Origin of the sequence: Streptomyces prunicolor NBRC 13075 (assembly GCF_000367365.1) — a bacterium.
Taxonomy (GTDB): Bacteria; Actinomycetota; Actinomycetes; order Streptomycetales; family Streptomycetaceae; genus Streptomyces; species Streptomyces prunicolor.
Genome location: NZ_BARF01000004.1, coordinates 77,616 through 97,228, shown reverse-complemented (window position 1 = coordinate 97,228; position 19,613 = coordinate 77,616). Strand labels below are relative to the sequence as shown.

18 protein-coding genes are annotated in these 19,613 nt (G+C 70.9%); 8 read left to right on the top strand and 10 right to left on the bottom strand.

Annotated features, from left to right (window positions below):
- Window positions 1-42: 42 nt before the first annotated feature.
- Entirely contained in the window at window positions 43-216 is a 174-nt protein-coding gene (locus tag SPR02S_RS62815) for a hypothetical protein (RefSeq protein WP_158697768.1), read from the top strand.
- Here SPR02S_RS62815 and SPR02S_RS02850 read toward each other — a convergent pair.
- Complete coding sequence (locus SPR02S_RS02850) at window positions 209-1,459, bottom strand: DUF418 domain-containing protein (protein WP_026150150.1); 1,251 nt, start codon at window positions 1,457-1,459, stop codon at window positions 209-211. The genes SPR02S_RS62815 and SPR02S_RS02850 overlap by 8 nt on opposite strands.
- A 232-nt stretch (window positions 1,460-1,691) precedes the next feature.
- Between SPR02S_RS02850 and SPR02S_RS02845 the strand changes: the two genes are divergently transcribed.
- Complete coding sequence (locus tag SPR02S_RS02845) at window positions 1,692-2,360, top strand: response regulator (protein ID WP_019055424.1); 669 nt, start codon at window positions 1,692-1,694, stop codon at window positions 2,358-2,360.
- A 131-nt stretch (window positions 2,361-2,491) separates the two neighbouring features.
- Entirely contained in the window at window positions 2,492-3,577 is a 1,086-nt protein-coding gene (locus SPR02S_RS02840) for a sensor histidine kinase (RefSeq protein WP_019055423.1), read from the top strand.
- Window positions 3,578-3,586: 9 nt separating this feature from the next.
- On the opposite strand, the gene SPR02S_RS02835 is transcribed toward SPR02S_RS02840, so the two are convergent.
- Window positions 3,587-4,144: a hypothetical protein gene (locus SPR02S_RS02835; protein WP_019055422.1), complete on the bottom strand. Its 558-nt coding sequence runs from the start codon at window positions 4,142-4,144 to the stop codon at window positions 3,587-3,589.
- A 45-nt stretch (window positions 4,145-4,189) separates the two neighbouring features.
- A complete protein-coding gene (locus SPR02S_RS02830) occupies window positions 4,190-4,642 on the bottom strand; it encodes a hypothetical protein (protein WP_019055421.1) in 453 nt (150 codons plus the stop codon).
- Window positions 4,643-4,941: 299 nt separating this feature from the next.
- On the opposite strand from SPR02S_RS02830, the gene SPR02S_RS02825 reads away from it, so the two are divergent.
- Window positions 4,942-7,107, top strand: a complete 2,166-nt coding sequence (locus SPR02S_RS02825) for a serine/threonine-protein kinase (protein WP_019055420.1) — start codon at window positions 4,942-4,944, stop codon at window positions 7,105-7,107.
- A gap of 209 nt (window positions 7,108-7,316) precedes the next feature.
- On the opposite strand, the gene SPR02S_RS02820 is transcribed toward SPR02S_RS02825, so the two are convergent.
- The 5 genes from SPR02S_RS02820 to SPR02S_RS02800 form a co-directional block, all read right to left on the bottom strand.
- On the bottom strand, window positions 7,317-8,459 hold the full coding sequence (locus tag SPR02S_RS02820) for an HTTM domain-containing protein (RefSeq protein WP_019055419.1): 1,143 nt from the start codon (window positions 8,457-8,459) through the stop codon (window positions 7,317-7,319).
- 108 nt (window positions 8,460-8,567) lie between these two features.
- A complete protein-coding gene (locus tag SPR02S_RS55030) occupies window positions 8,568-8,987 on the bottom strand; it encodes a DUF5819 family protein (RefSeq protein WP_306305710.1) in 420 nt (139 codons plus the stop codon).
- Between the two features lie 143 nt (window positions 8,988-9,130).
- The gene (locus SPR02S_RS55020; RefSeq protein ID WP_078622793.1) at window positions 9,131-10,297 is read right to left on the bottom strand and encodes an ice-binding family protein; all 1,167 of its coding nucleotides are present in this window, start codon (window positions 10,295-10,297) and stop codon (window positions 9,131-9,133) included.
- 184 nt (window positions 10,298-10,481) lie between these two features.
- A complete protein-coding gene (locus SPR02S_RS02805; RefSeq protein ID WP_019055417.1) occupies window positions 10,482-11,369 on the bottom strand; it encodes a DUF7192 family protein in 888 nt (295 codons plus the stop codon).
- The gene (locus SPR02S_RS02800) at window positions 11,366-12,742 is read right to left on the bottom strand and encodes an AAA family ATPase (RefSeq protein WP_026150149.1); all 1,377 of its coding nucleotides are present in this window, start codon (window positions 12,740-12,742) and stop codon (window positions 11,366-11,368) included. Before SPR02S_RS02800 ends, SPR02S_RS02805 begins: the two co-directional genes overlap by 4 nt.
- 289 nt (window positions 12,743-13,031) lie before the next feature.
- Between SPR02S_RS02800 and SPR02S_RS02795 the strand changes: the two genes are divergently transcribed.
- Together SPR02S_RS02795 and SPR02S_RS02790 are read left to right on the top strand one after the other, a co-directional pair.
- Entirely contained in the window at window positions 13,032-13,811 is a 780-nt protein-coding gene (locus SPR02S_RS02795) for an SDR family NAD(P)-dependent oxidoreductase (protein ID WP_019055415.1), read from the top strand.
- A 38-nt stretch (window positions 13,812-13,849) separates the two neighbouring features.
- Window positions 13,850-14,815 (top strand): NADP-dependent oxidoreductase, encoded by a 966-nt coding sequence (locus tag SPR02S_RS02790; RefSeq protein ID WP_019055414.1) that lies wholly within the window; start codon window positions 13,850-13,852, stop codon window positions 14,813-14,815.
- A gap of 462 nt (window positions 14,816-15,277) precedes the next feature.
- On the opposite strand, the gene SPR02S_RS02785 is transcribed toward SPR02S_RS02790, so the two are convergent.
- Together SPR02S_RS02785 and SPR02S_RS02780 are read right to left on the bottom strand one after the other, a co-directional pair.
- On the bottom strand, window positions 15,278-15,979 hold the full coding sequence (locus SPR02S_RS02785) for a hypothetical protein (RefSeq protein WP_019055413.1): 702 nt from the start codon (window positions 15,977-15,979) through the stop codon (window positions 15,278-15,280).
- On the bottom strand, window positions 15,969-16,493 hold the full coding sequence (locus SPR02S_RS02780) for a SigE family RNA polymerase sigma factor (protein WP_019055412.1): 525 nt from the start codon (window positions 16,491-16,493) through the stop codon (window positions 15,969-15,971). The genes SPR02S_RS02785 and SPR02S_RS02780 overlap by 11 nt, the downstream gene beginning before the upstream one ends.
- 158 nt (window positions 16,494-16,651) lie before the next feature.
- Here SPR02S_RS02780 and SPR02S_RS02775 point away from each other — a divergent pair, with 158 nt between their 5' ends.
- Together SPR02S_RS02775 and SPR02S_RS02770 are read left to right on the top strand one after the other, a co-directional pair.
- Complete coding sequence (locus SPR02S_RS02775) at window positions 16,652-17,737, top strand: sigma factor-like helix-turn-helix DNA-binding protein (protein ID WP_019055411.1); 1,086 nt, start codon at window positions 16,652-16,654, stop codon at window positions 17,735-17,737.
- Window positions 17,734-19,479, top strand: coding sequence for a transglycosylase domain-containing protein (locus SPR02S_RS02770; RefSeq protein ID WP_019055410.1), 1,746 nt, complete (start codon window positions 17,734-17,736; stop codon window positions 19,477-19,479). Before SPR02S_RS02775 ends, SPR02S_RS02770 begins: the two co-directional genes overlap by 4 nt.
- The last annotated feature ends 134 nt before the right edge of the window (window positions 19,480-19,613 follow it).

Genomic DNA, 19,613 nt, shown 5'->3' with positions numbered 1-19,613 from the left:
CGCCCCCCGACGTGGACGGGCACGACGCCCTCCGAGCGAGGCTTGAGCCGCCAGGAGCCGAACGGCCCCAGCACCCGCTCCACCGGCCGCCGCCGCATGGTGGACGACGCCGTACGGCCCCCAGGACCGGCCCAGCCCCGTGTCCGGCTGCCGGTGCGGCGGAGGGCACTGCGGGCACTGCGGGCACTGCGGGCACTGCACCCGGAAGCTACCTGACGTACCGCGCGGGCCGGGTGGCCGTGTGCAGCAGGTGTTCCAGGGGACCGCGCCTGAAGTGACGGGTCCACGCGGTGGCCAGCAGCGTGGTGGCGGCGATGAAGGCGAGCAGCGCCGGCAGTCCGGACATCGTCTCGTCCTCCACGGCGGCCACAGGCCAGACGTCGGTCAGGAGCCAGAGGGCGACGATGTGCAGGACATAGGCGGTCAGCGCCATCACGCCGACCGCGGAGACGGGCCTCGTCAACCGGGTCAGGCGCGGCATCCGGTCGGCGACCGTCAGGCACCCGGCGATCACCACGAACGCGACGCCCGTGTTGCCGAGGACGGAGAGGGTGGTCTGGCTGTGCGGCGCTGCCACCAGGAGCCAGGCGAGCGGTGTGCCGTTCTCGGGTTCGCCGACCGTGTCGGACCACCAGGCCGACGACGCCGAACCGCCGCCCGTGGCCGACGAGATGACGCTCAGCGCGTGCGGGACGAGGTGCAGGGCGAGCCAGGAGCCGCCGTAGCCGATGACCGTGAGCGCACCGCCGGTCAGGGCGAGCCGGGACCGGATTCCGGGCCGGGTGAGGTCGAGGCGGGCCACCGCCATGCCCGCGATCAGGAACGGCGCCCAGGTCAGGGCCGGGTAGTCGCCGGTGAACAGCAGCTCTACGACGCCGTCCGTGCCGCTGATCCGGGCCAGCGGGTCCGCCTGGACGACGGTGTCCGCCCAGCCGCCCTCCTCGATGGACTTCCTTATGGCGTAGAGGACTTGGGGCAGGATCAGCGCGCCGGCGGCGGCGATCTGCGCGAGGGTCGCGGCGCGCAGCCGGTGCAGGGGGAGGACGGTCAGGAAGAGCAGGCCGTAGCAGCTGAGGATCACCTCGACCTCGGTGTCCAGGGCGGTCAGGGCGTAGCCGAGTGCCAGCAGGGCTACGGCGCGGATCGCGACCCTCGTCACCGCCTGGCGTCCGGCGCGGCCGGGCCGGGGGTGGGGGCGGCCCGTGATGATGATCAGCGAGAACCCGGCGAGTACCGCGAACAGGGCGGAGGAGCGGCCGCGTGCGGTCTCCAGGAGGAAGCCGACGGGTCCGCCGACCGTGACGTCGGGGCCGACGTGGGCGGAGTACATGCCGAGGACGGCGAGTCCACGCGCCAGGTCAATACCGATCAGCCGCACGGTCGTTGGAGCGTCGGTGGGGACCGGGTGCCGCTCGGGTAACGCGGCTGCCGGTGCGGACGGCGATGCGTCGTGTGTCATGCCCTCAGGATTCGCGGGCCGCGGGGGCCCGCACACCCGGCAACCGTCCGGAGCCGGCCCGCCGACCGGCCGGAACCGCACCGGCCGACCGGACGGTCCCTGCCGACGACAGGCCGGAGCCGAACCGGTTCCCGCGGGCGGGCGCGGGTCTGCGTGCTACCCCTCGTATTACAGACGGTTCTCGCATTGCAGGCAGTTCTCGTATTACGGGCAGTTGAGGAGCGGAGCGCGCATGATCCGTGTACTGGTGGTCGACGACGAGGCTCTCGTCCGTACGGGCTTCACCCACATCCTCAACGCCGCGGACGGCATCGGAGCCGTGGCGGCCGTTCCCGGCGGCCAAGCCGTCCTGGCCGTACGGGAGTTGGGGCCCGACGTCGTCCTGCTCGACATCCGGATGCCCGACGTGGACGGGCTGACCGTCCTGGCCGAACTCCGCCGGCTGCCGGACCCGCCCGTGGTGGCGATGCTGACGACGTTCGACACCGACGAGTACGTCGAGGCGGCGCTGCGCTCCGGTGCCGCCGGTTTCCTCCTCAAGGACACCGACCCCGAGCAACTGCCCGCTCTGATACGCGCATTGGCCGAGGGTAGAACCGTGCTGTCGTCGCAGGTCGTACGCACGGTGGTGGACAGCTTCCTCGACCAGGGCGGGCGCGAGCCCTACGCCGTCCAGCTCGTCGCCCGGCTGAGCGGTCGCGAGCGTGCCGTCCTCGCGCTGATGGCCGAGGGCCTCTCCAACACCGACATCGGCGACCGGCTGCACCTGAGCACCGGCACCGTCAAAGGCCATGTCAGCGCCGTATTCGAGAAGTTGAAGGTCGACAACCGCGTGCAGGCCGCACTGGTCGCCGAACGGGCGGGCCTGCTCCGGCCGCCCGGAAACGGAGTCGCCCGATGAACCCGCGTCCGAATCCCCGGCCGACACACCCGAATCCCCGGCTGACACACCCGAATCCCGGGCTGACACATCCGATTCCCCGGCCGACACATCCGATTCCCCGGCCGAACTCCCGTCGCCCGTCTGCCCTGTTGCTGGACGCCCTGCTGGTCTGCGTCGCGCTGCTGGACCTGTGGGTGAACCTCGACAGCGAGAACCACCCGGCCACCGCCTACGGCCTGCTCGCCGCCCTCGCTCTCACCCTGCGCCGCCACCGGCCGCTGCTCGCCTTCGCCCTCACGCTCCCCTCCGCGCTGATCGGCGACGCGGCGTTCGCCACGATGGCCGCGCTGTACACGCTCTCCTCGCTCTGCCGCCACCGCACGCTGCTCATCGGCTGCGCTCTGGCCTTCGCCACCGTCGACTTCATGCCCTGGCCGTGGACGTCCCTCGATGTCGACGAACTCGACGAGACCTACAGCCTGGTCCACCTCACCTACACCCTCGCCACGGCCGCCGCCCCGGTCTTCCTCGGCCAACTCGTCCAGGCCCGACGGGAGTTGACGCTCCGGCTCGCCGAGATCACGGAGGCCCGCGAGCAGGAGCAACTGCTCAGCGCCCAGGCGGTGCTGGCGAAGGAACGCGCCCAACTCGCCCGCGAGATGCACGACGTGGTCTCCCACCAGGTCAGCCTCATCGCCGTGACCGCCGGCGCACTCCAGGTCGGCAGCCCGGACGCCGAGGCCAGAGCGGCCGGGGCCACGATCCGCCGGCTCAGCGTGCAGACCCTGGAAGAGCTGCGCCACATGGTCGGCGTCCTGCGCGCCTCCGGCACCCGCCCCACCGAACTCACACCCCAGCCCTCCCTCACCGACCTGCACCAGCTGATCGCGGTCAGCGGCATCGAGACGGAACTGGAGACCGACCTGCCCGACGGACTCCCGCCCACCCTCCAACGCGCCGTCTACCGCACAGTCCAGGAGGCACTCACCAACGTCCGCAAACACGCCCCCGGCGCCACCGCGACCGTCCGCATCCACCACCGGGACGGCGCCCTTTGGACCACCGTCACCAACACCACCGCCACCCGCCCCGCACTCCCCCTCCCCGGCGCCCACCACGGCCTCGTCGGCCTGCGCCAGCGCGCCGAACTCCTCGGCGGCACCATCACCTCCGGCCCGACGACCGACGGCGGCTACCAACTCCGCCTGAAACTGCCGTCCGACGACCCGCCGTGACCGAACGGCCTACCCGACGTCCTTCACCGAGGTCGGCCCCAACTGCTTGGCAGTGGCGTACTCCGGCATCGTCATGGGCTTGTCGAACAGGAAGAACGACTGGTTCGTGCCGACCGTGAACTCCATGTACGCGCCCGTCGTGGCGTCGAAACCGTAGTAGGCGTCGCAGGTGGAACCCGACGAGTACGTGCCGTCCATGCCGGGCTGCGCGAGGACCGCGATGCCGTTGTCGGAGGACTCCACCTTCTCCGTCGGAGTGAGCATCTTGCAGCGCGGCACGGGCAGGCCCTTCATGATGAAGTACCCGTACTCGCCCTTGGCGTTCTGGATGTAGACGTACGAGAGTTTGCCCCGCTTCCCCCACGTCCTGATCCACTGGTTGATCGCGTCACGGGTCGGTGAGTACTCCATGCGGCCCGCCGGCTGCTCGACCACGAGGTGGTCGTAGTTGTCCTGCTTGCGCTGGTTCTCCTTGTCCTGGCTGGAGTCGCTGGTGCAGGACGTCAGGGCCAGGCCCACAACGAGCGCGATGGCGGTGGCCAGGGCCATGCGTACGGACTTCTTCATGCGGTGCTGCCCTCTTCCCGGGATGAGATGGGGATGAGATGGGGATCAGTTGGCGCACTTCGTGCGCTTGGCCGTGGCGTCCAGCCGGTACGGCAGATCCTTGTCGCGGAAGGGCGCGCGGTGTTCCTGGGCGGCCTTCGCGTTGTAGTCGTCGACCGACTCGATCCGGCCGGCCTTCAGTGCGGTGATCGACTGGTCGATCTGCGTCGTACGCGTCTCCGAAGCGCCCTTCCGCTCCTCCTGGAGCGCCTGGATCGTCCCTTCGGCGTTCTGCACGGCCTCGCACAGATCGAAGAACTCCTCGTACGTGGTCTGCCGGAACTCGCCCGAGCCGACGGTGTTGTCGCGCTCGTCCTCCGCACCGCGGAACGGGGCCGTGATCCACCCCGCGGCGCCGAAGGCGAACACCCCGATCACGTACACCAGCGCCAGGCCGATCACCCCGGCGACGGCCCAAGCCGCCAACCGTGCACCCTCGCGTGCCTGCCCCACGGTCATCCCCCTTCACCGGTGTCTCCAGCACCCACCGCATCCGATGGAGGCTGGCCGTGGTGCTGCCCGCACCTGATGCCGGATGCTAGGACGAGCATCCGGGGACCGGTCCCGCGAGCCGCAGGCCCTCCCGCCCAAAAGCCGGACTTGTGCTCGTACTTACGGTGAGCCTGTCCGGACCAGTGGGCGGGGTGCGCACCAGCCGGCCGGACAGAGCCTCCCCGCACCGGCCTGACGTTCGATCAGTCTCCAGGCCATACTCTGATCCCCGTGAGGCAGGCAGGCCCTGGGAAGGATGATCGGCGATGACGCCCCTGAGCACCGGGGACCCGGAGACCATAGGCGGCTATGCCCTTCTCGGTCGGCTCGGGGCGGGCGGCATGGGGGTCGTCTACCTGGGAGTCTCCCCCTCGGGGCGGCGGGTCGCGGTCAAGGTCGTGCGCGGGCCGTACGCCCAGGAGGAGGAGTTCCGGACGCGCTTCCGGCAGGAGATCGAGGCGGCGCGCAGAGTGAGCGGCGCCTTCACCGCGCCTGTCGTGGACGCCGACCCGGACGCCGAGCAGCCGTGGATGGCGACGCTCTACGTGCCGGGGCTCAACCTTGCCGAAGTCGTGCAGAAGGACGGCCCGTTGAGCCTGCGGGAACTGCGCGCGCTGGGGCTGGGGCTCACCGAGGCGCTGCGTGACATCCGGCGGGCGGGCCTGGTGCACCGGGACCTCAAACCGGGCAACGTCCTGATGACCGAGGACGGGCCGCGCGTCATCGACTTCGGCATCTCGCGGGCTTCCGACCACCAGAGCCTCACCACGACCGGGCGGATGATCGGCACCCCGCCCTTCATGTCACCGGAGCAGGTGGCCTCTCCCCGGGACGTCACCCCGGCCTCGGACGTGTTCTCGCTGGGGTCGCTGCTGGTGTTCGCGGCCGTCGGCACGGGACCGTTCGACGCCGACAGCCCGTACATAACCGGCTATCAGGTGGTGTTCGGGACCCCGGACCTCGGCGGCGTACCCGAAGCGCTCCTCGGCATCGTCGAGCGCTGCCTGGACAAGGACCCGGCCGCACGGCCGGAACTGACGGACATCCACCGCATGCTCCAGGCGCTGCCGGAATCCGACGCCACCGGATCCCCGCGGACCGGACAGTCCGCACAGTCCGCGAAACCCCCGCGCGGTCCCGCTTCTCCGAGCGCGGCCCCCACCCCTGCGGGCGCCACGACCGGCATCGGCACCGGCGGGCGACGCCGGGCCCGGACGCTGCTCACCGGCCTCGGTGCGCTGCTGGCCGTCACGGGGCTGTGTATCGGAGTGGGTGTCTTCGTGTCCCGTTCGGACACCGCCACCACCACCGCCACGGCCACCACCCGGGCCACCACCCAGGCCGCGGCACTGCCCGCCGGCTGGCGGCCGTGGCAGACGCCGTTGCGGTACGACGTGAAAGGCATCCCCCTCGACTACAACGGCCCTGGATGCGTGGCGGAGGGAAGCGCCCTGTTCTGCGGCGGTACGGGTTTCACGGCCGCCAGGATCGACGCGGCCTCCGGCCGCACTCGGTGGCGGACCGGCACCCGCCCTCAGGGGGCGCAGCCGATCGGCGTCCGCGACGGGCTGGTCTATGTGTACGAGGATCCGGACGACAGCACCCGGCGCGTGGTGGCCGTCGACGCCACGACCGGGCAGCGGCGGTGGCAGCGCGACATCAACAAGTCCGAGGACGCGGTCCTGTACGACGGCGGGCTGCTGACCATGTCTCCCGACTACGCGTCGTTCGTGGCCTACGGGCCGTCCGGCAAGGAACTGTGGCAGGCGCCCTCGCTGGACGAGTACTGCACTCCGGCGGCACTGGGAGGCGCCCCCTACGCCCTGTGCTCGAAGGGCGACGAGCCCGGCCAGGCCCCGGTCGAGCTGATGAGACTCGGTCCCGACAGCCTGGCCGAAACGGCCACGCTGCCCCGGAAGGCGGAAGCGCTCGGCGCCGTCGGCGGGCAGCCCCTGTTCCTCGCCCCCCAGACCGCGAAGGACGTGTACGAAGCCGGGTACGAGCGGCCGTACAACGCGCTGCTGCGGGTGTCCCCCGCAACACGGCAGGTCACACGGATACCGCTGGCGCATGCGCTGACCGGCGCGGCCACCCTCGTGGACGGCGTCGTCTACTTCGTCCGGTCCGACGGGACGGTCACCGCGGTGTCGGCGGACAACGGCAGACAGCTCTGGCAGAAGGCGACGGACGTGGAGAGTCTGTCCGCGCCCGCGGTGTCGGCGACGTACAAGCGGGTCTATTTCGCCAACCGCTTCGGCCGTCTGCTGGCGCTGGACAGCCGCACCGGAGCGGAGGTCTGGCGCACCTCGGCGCTGGACGACCCCGGGGACAAAGTGCAGAGCTATCCGCCACGCGTGCTGCTCGTCAAGGACGCGATCGTGGCGACGGCCGGCGACACGGCCTTCTCCCGAAGCCCCGCCGGACCCACCTGACCGGCCCACCCCGGCCGGGGCAATCTCCGCGTACGTTCGTAGCTCTGCCAGTTCGTGGCGATCCGCGTACGGGCCGAGAGGGAATCCGCGCACATCTCGCCGAGTCGGAGGGGCTTGGGCAGGCCGTTCAGGTACGTACCGTCTCGTCGAGGCGCAAGGTGGCTGAGGGGATGGGCGGCCACTCCGGAAGCGGTCCTGGAATTGCCGTATCACCCCGCCGAGGAGCCCCGGCCGGCCGGTGCGGACTGTGGGGGCACGAGCGCCCTTTCGCCGTGAGACGGAGCCCCGGTCTCCTCGGCGCCGGTGCGCTGCCGGAGTCGTCCCAGCGACCGGTAGAAGCGGTCCGGCAGGAACGCGGCGTCCGCGATGATCATCGCGCCGGAGAAGAGCGGCAGTCCCATGAGGACGGCGATGCCCAGGTGCATGCCCAACAGCACGGTCAGGACCGGGTACTTGAGCCGTCCGAACAGGACGAACGGGAAGGCGACCTGCACCAGCACGGTCAGGTAGCAGGCGACGGCGATCAGCACGTCGTGCTCGTCCGCCAGGAGGGAGAGCTCGGGCCAGGGCCGGAACAGGTCGAGGTTCAGGACGTAGTGGAGGGCGGTGCCGTTGCCCCAGGAGCCGCCCTGCACCTTGTAGAGGCCCGCGGATCCGTAGAGGAAGCAGACCTGGGCCGCGATGACGAACATGCCGCAGTTGTGGAGTACTGCCGTCAAGGTCCGGCGGGATGTGGCCAGTTGATGCCGGAGGTCGTCCGCTCCTGAGTCCGTCGAGCCGCTCTCCCCCTTCCCCGCGGAGGCTCGGCGACGGGTTCTGCGCGCGTCCAGGGACCAGCGTCGGCCGCATGCGGTGAGAGTGAGGTAGAGGGCCATCAGGAGGATGAGGTTGTCTCCTCCGTCGGTCATGAAGATCGCCCTGGTGTGGAACGACGCCACCACGACCGCGAACAGCACGGACACCGCTCTCGTCCGCCAGCCCAGCATGAACAGTGCGGACGTGACGAGGGCCAGCGCGTAGCACGTCTCGAAGTAGGGCCGGCTGTCGGACAGGGTGAGGATGCCGGCCCACCCGGTCTGGTCGAACAGCTGCCTGGCCAGCTCGGGCGTCCACGGTGACCCGGGCCCCCAGATCTCGTCGCGGTGCGGGAACTCGCGCAGCAGGAAGACGAGGTAGAGGAATCCGTAGCCGATGCGCAGAACGGCCGCGGCGTAGAGGGAGACCGGCCGCTCGGTCAGGACGGCGAGGAACGCACCGACCCGCTCCGGTCCGGGGCGCGGCGGGCCCGCGTCCGCCCCGTCGGGAGTACGGGGGACACCTCGGTGCGGAACGAGTGCCTGCTCAGTTTCCATCGGAGGTCACCTTCCACCAGGGCAGATACCGCGTCTCGACAGACTTCGGCGCGGCAGCGGACGAGCCGGGGCCGGGCCCCTCGGCCGGCGCGACGATGGGCACGGTGATCACCCGCAGCTGGCGGACTCGAACGTGCCGCCGCGGTGGCCGGTGATGCGGTCCGCCGCGATGTCGGTCAGGTATTTCTGCATCATCAGCGCCCGTTCCGAGCGGGGCCGGTCGTCGCCACCATGTGTTTCGAGGTACGAACTCCAGGCCCGGCGCAGCGTGTTCTGCGCGGTGTGGCTCGGGAAGACGTCGTGCCTCACCGCCGAGTTGTCGACGCCGCTCAGGTCGAACCAGCCGATCACGTGCACCGTGCCGTCCGGGGCGGTGTGCAGGGTCCGTGCCGAGATCTGCCGGTTGACCGACTCCGGATCCGGCGCGAAGAGCCGCCAGTTCTGCTCGAACAGGGGGAAGACCCACGCGTTGACCTGGCGGCTGTACTGCCGGGAGAGGGGGTTCGGGGGCGCCACGTGCAGAAACACGAGGAGAACGTGGACCAGGGCCGTCGCCAGACACAGGGCCACGGCGGCGTTCGTCCCCGCCCTCAGCAGGAGCGGCGGAGGCTTCGAACTCCCTTGGCGGGGAAGGGTGGCAGCCCCACCCGGGCTTTCCGTCCTGGCTTCTCTCACTGTCTCTCCTGAGATTTCGCCAACGGCGCGCGACGGAATCGACAGCGATCCGTCGCGCGCCGCTCGTCCTGCTCGCTCAAGGGGAGCTGGAGCTGGGCAGACTTCTTGTGGTGACCTTCGTGATCGTTGCCGTAGCCCTCGGGCTTGGCGGGCTTGCCGTGATCCTGGCCGTAGCCGCCGTGCTCTTCGGGCTTCCCGCCGTGGTCGTGGCCGCCGGGCTTGTGGCCGTGATCGTGATTGTGATCGTGATGGCCGTTCCCACCGGTCGAGCCGCCCGTCGAGCCGGCCGTCGCACCACCGTTCGTACCGCCCGTGGTGCCGCTCGTGCCACCCGTCGTACCGCTGGTGGTCGCGCCCGCGATGACACCGCCCAGCACGCCGCCGGTGGTTCCGCCCGAGGTCAGGACACCGCCGAGCAGGCCGCCCGTTCCGCCGCCCGTCGGCACACCGCCGATGACGCCGACCGTGGTGCTTCCCGTCGTGCCCGCCGTGCCCGCCGTGGCGCCGCCCGACGTCGCACCGGCCACGACACCACCCGTGATCAGACCACCGGTGGTTCCGCCGGCGGCACACGTACCGCGGTTGATGGTGTTGTTGTCCAGCGTCACGGCGCCGGTACGGGCCAGTGCCCGGCCGGCGATGGTCGTTCCCGTCGTGACGGTGATCGACTCCTGGGCCATGATCGTGCCCACGAACGCGGAGTTGGTGCCGAGGGTGGCCGAACTGCCGATCTGCCAGTACACGTTGCACGGCGAGGCACCGTTGACGAGCGACACGTTGCTGCCGGACGCCGTCGTCAGGGTCGAACCGATCTGGAAGACCCATACGGCATTGGGGTCGCCGTGTGCGTCGAGCGTGAGCGTGCCGGTGATACCCGCCGAGATGGGTGCCTTGTAGACGCCCGGGTCCAGCGTCCTGCCACCGAGCTCCACGGGGTCGGGAGCGGTGGGGTAGGTGACGTCCGGCGCCTGACCGGCGGCGTTGTTGTACCCCGTGACCAGGTCGTTCTTGGCCTGGAGCGCCACCGCGTCCGCGGAGTGCTGGGCCCCCATCACCGTGCCGGGCGGAAATCCGGTGATGGCCGTTCCCGGCGACACACCGAGATCACCGGTGATCGACGAGGGCCCGGTGTTGGTGACCTGTGGTTCTCGGTCGCGGGGAATCTCCTGTTACCTGCCGCCGGCATGCGAGTAATTCGCAAAATGCATAGAAATACTTACTGGCCCGAATGGCCTCGATCCCTGAATATTGATCGCGGGTTTATGCACTCTCACGTGCAACCGCCCGGATGGGGAGCAGGCCGTCAGGCGCCGTCGGATTCCGATCGTGGCCGAGCCGCCCCCGTCCTCACGACTCGCGCAACAGGCCCAGGCTGGTGAACATCGTCCGGCACCACGCCAGCGCCGTGTCCGCCGTCTCCCACTGGCGGTCCTCCGCCGACAGGTACGGGAGGACGTAGGCATCCTCGACGCCCTCCGGAAGGTCCTCCGGGAAACAGTCGAACGACGGGTACCCGTAGCTGTTCCCGTGCACGCGGCGGGCCGCAGGCTCCGGGGCGCTGTCCCACACCGCGAACCACAGACGGCGCAGCATCGCCGGATGCGCCATCACGAACATCAGCCGCCCGATGTCCAGCGGCTCCGCCGCCGAGACCACCCGCGCGACCGACGCGAACCGGTCCGTCGCGCTCAGGTAACCGCAGTAGCCCGACCAGATCTCGACGCTGTGCCCCGAGGCGATGATGGCCGAGCACAACGCGGCCAGCGCCACCCCCCGATGGCGTACGGCCGAGTGCGCCGTGGTGTTGGCGTACGCGGTCGGCACCAGGAACGCCACCACCCGGCCGCGCGTCGAGATCCGCTGCGGCACCGCGTCCACCATGCACTCCGGCGCGCCGCTCAGATAGGCACCGACGTCCACCTCGCTGCCGGTCACGTCCCAGGCCGGTACCAGGGCGGTGGTCAGCACCTCGCTCCCGGCCCGTTCGCGCAGCACGGCCACCTCGGCCTCCACCGCGGGGAGCACGGCGGTCCAGCCGTCCTCGGCCAGCCGCAGCGCCTCCTCCCACGACCCGCCGGCCCATGCGTCACCTCCCTGGCCGTCGCCTCGCTCGCGGCGCCCCCCTCCGTCGTCGATGCTGTCGGGCGCGCGGGCCCGGTCGACGAACTCCTGCCAGGACCACATCGGGGGCAGCGCCTGGACGGTGTCCCCGGGCCGCGGGTCCGTCTCGCTCATTCCGCGCCCTCCCCGCCGTCCGCCGCCAGCCCGAGGGCGGAACGGTGGGCCGCCGACATACCGCGCACCACCCGCCACCGGATGGCCTGTTCCACGCTCGCCCCCGCCTGGAGCAGCTTCGCCGCGTCGATGCCGGCCCGGGGCGAGAACATCACCGGCAGCCGCTTCTCGGCGGCCGTGGCGCGCAGCCGCCGTACCTCCTCGATCACCCGCAGGGTGTCCTCCGGCCGCGAGGGCGCGTGCGCGAGCGCGATGCGCTCCTCCAGGTCCTCGTCCACCGGTACGTCGATGACGACGAAGCGGTCCAGCGTCGCCGCGTCCAGCGCCTGGCGGCCCACGTACTGCCGGTCGCCGCCGGTGCCGTACGTGTTCGCGGTGGCGATGAGGCGGAACTCCGGGTGCGCGGCGACCATGCCGTCGGCGAAGGCGCAGGACCGGATGGACAGGGCCTGGTTGAGCTCCGCCAGCAGTCCGGGATGGCCGCTGTCCAGTTCGTCGAGAAGCATCAGGCCGCCGTGTTCGAAGGCGCTGCGGAAGGGTGTTCCGTGGTACTGACCGTGCGCGTCGTAGTAGCCGAAGATCTTGCTCATCGGCGTCGTCGGCCCCAGCGAGAGGGCGTGGAACTCCTGCCCGAACGCCTCCGCCGTCTGCCGGGCCATCATCGACTTCCCGGTACCGGCCGGCCCCACCAGCAGCACATGGCAGCCGGCGCCGAGCGCGAGGAGCACGTCCGGCAGTACGACGTGACTGTGGCCGCCGACCCGGACCGGATCGGCCTCGGCCACCCTGACCTCCACGACGGGCGGCACCTGCTCCGCGACGGCCTCGGCGACCACACGGACGGCCTCGTCCCGGGCGAACCGCCCGGCGGACAGCACCACTTCCTCCCGCGCCTCCGCCAACTCCCGCCGGGTCCTGCCCAGCGCCTCAGTCAACTGCCCCTGCGTATCGTCCAGTTCGGCCCGAGTCCGGGCCAGCTCCTCCTCCACCTTTCGCCGCTCCGTTCCGAGCGTCTCCCGCACCGCCTCGCGAGACTCCCCGAGCGCCTCCGCCACGGCCTCGCGGGACTCCTTCAGCGTCCTGGCCGCCGCCTCGGCCGCGAGGCTCGCGGACGTCTCCTCCGCGACCTGCCGCGCGGTTTCGGTGGCCGTGTCCTTCGCCGCCGCAGCGGCGGCCCGGACTATCTCGTCGGCGTGCGCGACCCGTTCGTCGGCGATCGTCCGGGCGACCTCGGCGGCGACGCGCCGCGACGTGGTCTCCATGGTCCGCTCGGCATAGGGCGATCTGGCGAGCGCGTCGGCACAGCGCATGACGGTCTCGGTCGCCATGGCTTCTGCTGTCTGGCGGACTTCTGTCCGGGTGCTCTTCCGCATGCCGGGATTCTGGGCGGGGCCGCGCGGGACCCCTCCCGGATCTACGGCGTCCAGCGCGGCGCGCGACCGCCAGGGCCGGACAACCACCGTCGGTCACTCGGAATCACCGGTTGAACCACGGCCATTCCGCCCGTAGGCCAGCGGTTCATGGCGGGGTGGCGCATGCTCGTGTCGAGACCGTCGGCTCGCCGCACACGGTGTCGCACGGGTCGTGTTCGGTGCCGTCAGGCGCTCCGGCCGACCGGCATCTGTGATGTACCGATGTACCGAAGCGATGAGAGGACACACCATGGATCTCGGACTGAACGGGCAGGTGGCCGTGGTCACCGGCGCCAGCAGGGGGATCGGGCTGGCGATCGTGCGGGCGCTGGTCGCGGAGGGAGTCACGGTGTATGCCGGGGCCCGGAACTCCTCGGCCGGGCTGGAGCAACTGGCCGCGAAGGGGAGCGTGCGGGTCGTACCGGTCGACCTGGGTGAGGCGTCGGGACCCGCGCGGCTCGTCGAGGCCGCGGGTGACCGGATCGACATCCTTGTCAACAACGTGGGATCGGCTCCGGCCCGTACCGGAGGATTCCTCGCGGTCACCGACGAGGAGTGGCTCACCACCCTCAATCTGAACCTCTTGGCGGCCGTCCGTACGACCCGTAGCGCGCTGCCGGTGATGCTCGCCCGGGGACGCGGGTCGATCGTGAGCATCTGCTCGGTCAACGCGGCGCTCCCCGACCCGGCGGTCATCGACTACAGCGCCTCCAAGGCGGCCCTCGCGGGCTTCTCCAAGGCCCTGTCCAAGGAGGTCGGCCCGAAGGGGATCCGGGTCAACACCGTCAGCCCGGGGCCGGTCGAGACCGATCTCTGGCTCGGGGACGGAGGCGTCGCCGCGACGGTCTCCGAGGCGACCGGCATGAAACCCCAGGACGTCATCGACAACGCCACGCGGACCACGGTCACCGGCCGTTTCTCCCGGCCCGCCGAGATCGCCGACGTGGTCCTGCTGCTGGCCGCGGACCGTACGGCGAACGTCACCGGCGCCGACATCACCGTCGACGGAGGCTTCATCCCCACCTGGTGAGCACGACTCCGGGCGCCCCATCCGAGGAGGGACGGAACATGAGCACCACGAACACCATGCGTGCCGTACGAGCCCACGAGCGCGGCGGGCCCGAGCAGTTGACGTACGAGTCGGCTCCGCGTCCCGAACCGGCCCCCGGCGAGGTCCTGGTCGCGGTGCGCGCCGCGTCCATCACCTCCGGCGAACTCGACTGGGACGCCAGCTGGACCGACAGCCTCGACGGGACGGGACGCGACCGCACTCCGGTCGTGCCCTCCCACGAGGTCTCGGGGGTCGTGGCCGCGCTCGGTACCGGCGTCACCGGCCTCGCCGTAGGGGACGAGGTCTACGGTCTGATCCCCTTCACCCGCGACGGAGCCGCCGCCGAGTACGTCACCGTCCCCGCGGACGTCCTCGCCGCCAAGCCCGCCCGGCTGGACCACGACGACGCGGCGGCCGTACCCCTCGCGGCACTCACGGCCTGGCAGGGGCTCATCGGGCATGCGGCGCTGACGCCTGGGCAGCATGTGCTGGTCCAGGGCGGCGCCGGAGGCGTCGGTTCCTTCGCGATCCAGATCGCCAAATCCCAGGGCGCCCGGGTGACGACCACCGCCCTGCCGCAGGACCGGGACTTCGTCACCCGGCTCGGCGCCGACCGGGTCGTCGACTACAGCACCGAGCGCTTCGAGGACCAAGTCGTCGATGTGGACGTCGTGTTCGACGCGGTCGGCGGCGCGACCCAGGCCCGCTCATGGGCCGTACTGCGCCCGGGCGGCACCCTCGTCAGCATCGTGCAGCCCCCGAACCCGGAAGCGGCCTCGGCCGCCAAGGGCCGGGGCGTCTTCTTCGTCGTCGAGCCCGACCGCGCCGGCCTGGAGTCCCTCACCGAACTGATCGACGACGGCCGTCTCACCCCGGTGGTGGACCGGGTCGTCCCCCTGTCGGAGACCCGGGACGCGTACGAGGCGCTCGCCAAGGAGCACCGGCGCGGCAAGATCGTGCTGCACGTGGGAGACGGCGCCTGACGCCGGCGGGGGACCACGGCCACCGTCGCAACAAGCCCGAGGCAGCGCCCCGGCCCAACAGGCGCGACCCCGCTCCTGCCCGACGACGTGCCGGAGTCCAGGCGACAGCGCCTCTGGGCGACTACTGGATCACGCACCGCATCCCGGCTCTCCCCGAGCCGCAGGAGTGGGACCTTCTCCTCGCCCGGACGCCGGAACATGCCGCGGAACGCCTGCGCACCACCCTTGGGGCAGTGGTCCGAGGGGTTTCCGCGGGGCAGCGCCTCGCGGAGATGGAGGACGACGACGGTCCTTGGACCTCCGCCCAGAACACCGAGTTCGACCGCCTCTCGGAAGAGCTGAGCAGCGTGACCGCCTGCCTCGCCGACTTCCCCGGGCGATCACCGCCACCCTGCCCGCCATACGGAGGGACGGTCCCGTCAGCTGATCCCCGGAACGCCGGTGACGCTGCCCGACTCTGCTTCAGGACACGGCCCGACTGACCGAGAAGACGCTGCCGATCTTCGCGTCCTCGTAGAACCACTTGGCGTCGGCCGGGTCCAGGCCGATCCACCCGGCCCCGGTGTCCTGCTCGCCGGTGCTCTTCTCTTTCGACGAGAAGGCGATGCCGACGTAGACCGGGTCGTCGTTGGCGTCGCGTAGTTCGACCGCGAGCGAGACCTCCGTGGTGTAGGCGACTCCGCCGGCCAGGTCGGTGACGGTCACGACCTTGGTCTCGTGCTTCTTGTAGACGGTCAACGGCCCTGCCAACTCGGGGCTGTCGGGGAGGCCGGAGGTCATCGGCATGACCCGGCCGCCGACGATCAGGACGCGCTTGCCGAGGACGACCGTGCCGGTGACGGGCGCGCGCGGTACGGGAGTTGACGCATCGGTGGAGGTGACGCGGGGTGACGGGACGGGGTCGGCGTGTGTGGCGGCCGGGAGTTGACGCCCGTTCCCGTCGTCGTCGGAGTGCGTGAAGCCCACGGTCAGCGCGAAGGCGGTCACGGCGAAAGCCACCGCACCCGCGCCCAGCCCGCCCACCACCCGGCGCCGCCCCCGGCGCACGGCACGCCCGCGGACCTCGGCGCCGGTGAGGACCGGACGGCTCTCCTGTCGCGCGGCCAACTCACGCAGTTCTGCGGAGAGTTCTGAAGTGAGCTCTATGGAGAGTTCATCCGACACGGCCGCTCTCCTTCCGCTTCCGGACCGGGCCGTCCGCCTCGCCGTCCGGAGCCAGATGCTTCGCCAGTGCCGCCCTTCCCCGGTACAGCCTGGCCTTGACCGTCCCCACGGGCGCACCCGTCTCGGAGGCTATCCGCTCGACACTCACATCACACAGATGGTGCAGGACGATCACCATCCGCTGGGCCTTGGGCAGTTGGCGCAGCGCGGCGACAAGTGCCGTGTGATCAGGGCCCGGTCCGGGCGTGGAATCGGGCGGTGGAGTACGGCGGACCAGCTCCAGCCAGCGCCTGGCCCGGCGCCACCGGCTGACCGCGAGCCGCATGGCGACGGTCCGGATCCACGCCTCGGGCGCCTCGTCCGCGAGGAAGTCCCGGCGCCGGTCCCAGGCCCGTACGAACGCCTCCTGGACCACGTCCTGCGCCTCCTCCCTGTCTCCGGTGAACGCCGCGAGCTGGCCGGTCAGTCGGGGAAACGTGGCCGCGTAGAAAGCGTCGAACTCGTCCTCGGTCATGACCTCACCGGAGTCTTGGAATTCCCGTGCAACCTGCCGCCCTCGCGGTGCGTACAGGTCCCGAAGGCCGCGTCCGTCGACACCCGCCCCAGAGGAGAGACGACAAACACGCGTCCCTGGATCCACTTCCCCCACAGTCGTACCGGAGGACCCCCGAAGTGCCGCACTCCCCCGATGACTTCGCCACGTACGCACACGCGCGCCTGCCCGAGCTGCTCACCACCGCCCACCTGCTCTCCGGCGGTCCGGGCGACCCCCGAGAGGCGACCGAGTTGGTGCGGAGAACCCTGGTGAAGGTGTGCGCTCGGTGGCGCCGAATACCTCGGGACGACGTGGACTTCTATGTACGACGGTCCCTGGTCAAGGAGTATCTGCGCCGGGCGCGCCGCAGAAGGACCCGGTCCGCACGGCAGCGGGCCGTGCTCGTGTTGCTGCACTGGGAGTGCCTGGGCGAGGCCGAGATCGCCCAGTTGCTCGGCTGCTCGACCGGTGCGGTCAGGAGCCGGGCCCGGCGCGGGCTGGCGGTCTACGGGGGTGATGCCGAGCGGCTGCGGGGACTCTTCACGGAGGCCGCAGAGTCCGCCAAGTCCGCCGAGTCCGCCTCCGGAGGGGTCCCGTTCGACGTTCCGCTCGATGCCGTCGAGCAACGGGGGCGGGCGCTACGGCGCCGTCGTAGAGGTGTGGTCGTGGCCGGCTGTGCGCTGCTGCTCGTGCCGGCGGTCGTGTTCGGCGCGGGCGGGTTCATGGGTGCCGGTTCGGCGGACGACGGGTCGGGCGGCAGGGCGAGCGACGTGGCGCAGAGCCCGACCCGGATCGTCGCACCCGGCGAACGGGTGGACGCCGTACCGGGAGTTCAGGTCTGGCTGACCACCGACGGCAAGCACTGGTCGACTCCGGAACGGCCCAACCAGTTCCGCGCCCTGACCGGTGACAGTGACAGGAAGGAGGAAAGGCTGAAGCCGAGTGTCTCGGCTCAACTCGATCCCATGAAGAGCGGGTTTTTCCTGTCGGGCCTGTACCGCGGCCTGTCCGCCGACCCGGCTCGTGTCGAGGTCACCGTCGACGACCGAAGGATCACCGGTACGGTCCTCACGCTGGCGGGCAGCCCCGGCTGGGGCGTCTGGTACGCGCGCACACCGCTGACGCCGGAGGAGTTGAAGTCGAGCTCCGTCGACGGCGGCCCGACCGTCACGGTGTACGACGCGGCCGGCAAGGTCGTCGCACGGGGCGGAGCGGACGAATGAAGCCCCCGTCCGGTTCACACCGCGCCCGCGTCCGCGCCCAGCTACGGCGCATCCCGCTCCGCCTGCGCCTCCGCCGCACCCGGGGCCGCCTGCTGCGCCGCCTGCTCCTGGCCCTTCTCGCACTGATCGCGACACTCTGCACGGCAGCGGTCGTCGCGTACCGCCTGACGGACATCCCCGACCCGCACCCGGAGACCGTCACGCAGAGCACGGTGTTCGTCGACGACAAGGGCTCCTACCTGGGCCGACGCGGCCCGGTCGACCGCCAGGAGGTGCCGCTCTCGCAGGTCCCGCGATACGTCCAGGACGCGGTGATCGCGGCCGAGAACCGCTCGTTCCGCACCGATGACGGCGTCTCGCCACGGGCCATCGCCCGCGCGGTACTGGCCTCACTGACCGGCGGCGAACGGCAGGGCGGTTCGACCATCACCCAGCAGTACGTGAAGAACGCCCTGCTGACCCCGGAACAGTCCCTGTCCCGCAAGGCCCGCGAGGCCCTGATCGCGATCAAACTCGACCGCACCCGGTCCAAGGACGACATCCTGGCGGGCTATCTCAACACGGTCTACTTCGGCCGGGGTTCGGCCGGCATCCAGGCAGCCTCGCGCAACTACTTCGGCGTGGACACCCGGAACCTGACCGTCTCCCAGGGCGCGGCGCTCGCATCGATCGTCAACATCCCGTCGTACTACGAGAAGGCGGGCTCGGACCCCGAGGTGACCGCGACGCTCAAGTCCCGCTGGACATGGGTGCTCGACGCGATGGCGACCAGCGGCGCCATCACGGCGAAGCAGCGCGCCGACGCCACCTTCCCGGCCTTCCGTTTCTATCCGCCGGGCACGACCGAGGGGCAGCGGCAGTACATGATCGACGTGGCGGCGAAGGAGGCCGCCGACCGACTCGGCATCACCGAGGACCAGTTGGCCCGCGGCGGCTACACCGTCCACACCACGTTCGACCTGGCTCTCCAGGACGCCACCACGGAGGCGGTGAAGAACCTCAAGGCCGGTAAGAGCGGCAAGGACAGCAAGGGCACGACGCTGCACACGGCGGTCGTGGCGATCAAACCCGGCGACGGAGCGGTCCGGCTGCTCTACGGAGGGTCGGACTACGCCCGGCAGCCGTTCAACGACGCGGTGGGCGGCGCGGTCGAGGCGGGAGAGGCCCTGGCCCCCTTCGGCAAGGTCCGGCTCGACGGCCCCCTGACCGAACTCCGGAAAACCGCCGCCCCCACCCCCCTGAAACTGGCCTCGGCCTACGCGACCGCGGCAGCGAACGGCCTGTACGCGACCCCGTACACGATCACGAAGATCACCCGGGACGGCCGCCAGGTGTACACCGCGCACCCTGACACGCGGCGGGCACTGGACGAGAAGGAAGCGTTCATGGTGGACATGCAGATGTCCAAGACCGGGACGCCGGACCAGACACAGGACCAGACACCGGACAAGGCGACGGACAGGGCGCCGGACAAAGAGGCGATCCCTTCGACCCCCACCGCCCAGAAGGCTCCCCAGACCTTCTTCACCGCCGGAGCGGGCGGCGGAATCACCCGCCGAACCCTCTGGTCCACCACCCAGGACTCCCAACTCACCCTGACAGTCGTCCTGTTCGCCGACCGCCCCGGCGAGCAGAAGAACACAACGGTGCCCGCCCAACTCCCGAACGATCCGTCGCCGGTCGAGTCCGCGGAGGAGACAGCGGCACAGATCTGGCGGCTGGCTACCGGGGGGACGGGATAGAAGGGGGCGGCGACGAGCAGGCCTACGACGCCTGCCGGGCTCGGCTCCCGCGGCGTCACGGGGGTGCGTCTCCGGCCTCAGGTCGGGGGCGCGTCTCTGCCCTCAGGTAGAGGCTCCGGTCCTCCGTCGCGCCG

Bases quoted from the DNA above. Each gene is read 5' to 3' on its own strand.
- SPR02S_RS02825 (WP_019055420.1), top strand. From the start codon at position 4,942: ATGACGCCCCTGAGCACCGGGGACCCGGAGACCATAGGCGGCTATGCC.
- SPR02S_RS02820 (WP_019055419.1), bottom strand. From the start codon at position 8,459: ATGGAAACTGAGCAGGCACTCGTTCCGCACCGAGGTGTCCCCCGTACT.
- SPR02S_RS02835 (WP_019055422.1), bottom strand. From the start codon at position 4,144: ATGAAGAAGTCCGTACGCATGGCCCTGGCCACCGCCATCGCGCTCGTT.
- SPR02S_RS02770 (WP_019055410.1), top strand. From the start codon at position 17,734: ATGAAGCCCCCGTCCGGTTCACACCGCGCCCGCGTCCGCGCCCAGCTA.
- SPR02S_RS02780 (WP_019055412.1), bottom strand. From the start codon at position 16,493: ATGACCGAGGACGAGTTCGACGCTTTCTACGCGGCCACGTTTCCCCGA.
- SPR02S_RS02830 (WP_019055421.1), bottom strand. From the start codon at position 4,642: ATGACCGTGGGGCAGGCACGCGAGGGTGCACGGTTGGCGGCTTGGGCC.
- SPR02S_RS02795 (WP_019055415.1), top strand. From the start codon at position 13,032: ATGGATCTCGGACTGAACGGGCAGGTGGCCGTGGTCACCGGCGCCAGC.
- SPR02S_RS02805 (WP_019055417.1), bottom strand. From the start codon at position 11,369: ATGAGCGAGACGGACCCGCGGCCCGGGGACACCGTCCAGGCGCTGCCC.
- SPR02S_RS02790 (WP_019055414.1), top strand. From the start codon at position 13,850: ATGAGCACCACGAACACCATGCGTGCCGTACGAGCCCACGAGCGCGGC.
- SPR02S_RS02845 (WP_019055424.1), top strand. From the start codon at position 1,692: ATGATCCGTGTACTGGTGGTCGACGACGAGGCTCTCGTCCGTACGGGC.
- SPR02S_RS02850 (WP_026150150.1), bottom strand. From the start codon at position 1,459: ATGACACACGACGCATCGCCGTCCGCACCGGCAGCCGCGTTACCCGAG.
- SPR02S_RS02800 (WP_026150149.1), bottom strand. From the start codon at position 12,742: ATGCGGAAGAGCACCCGGACAGAAGTCCGCCAGACAGCAGAAGCCATG.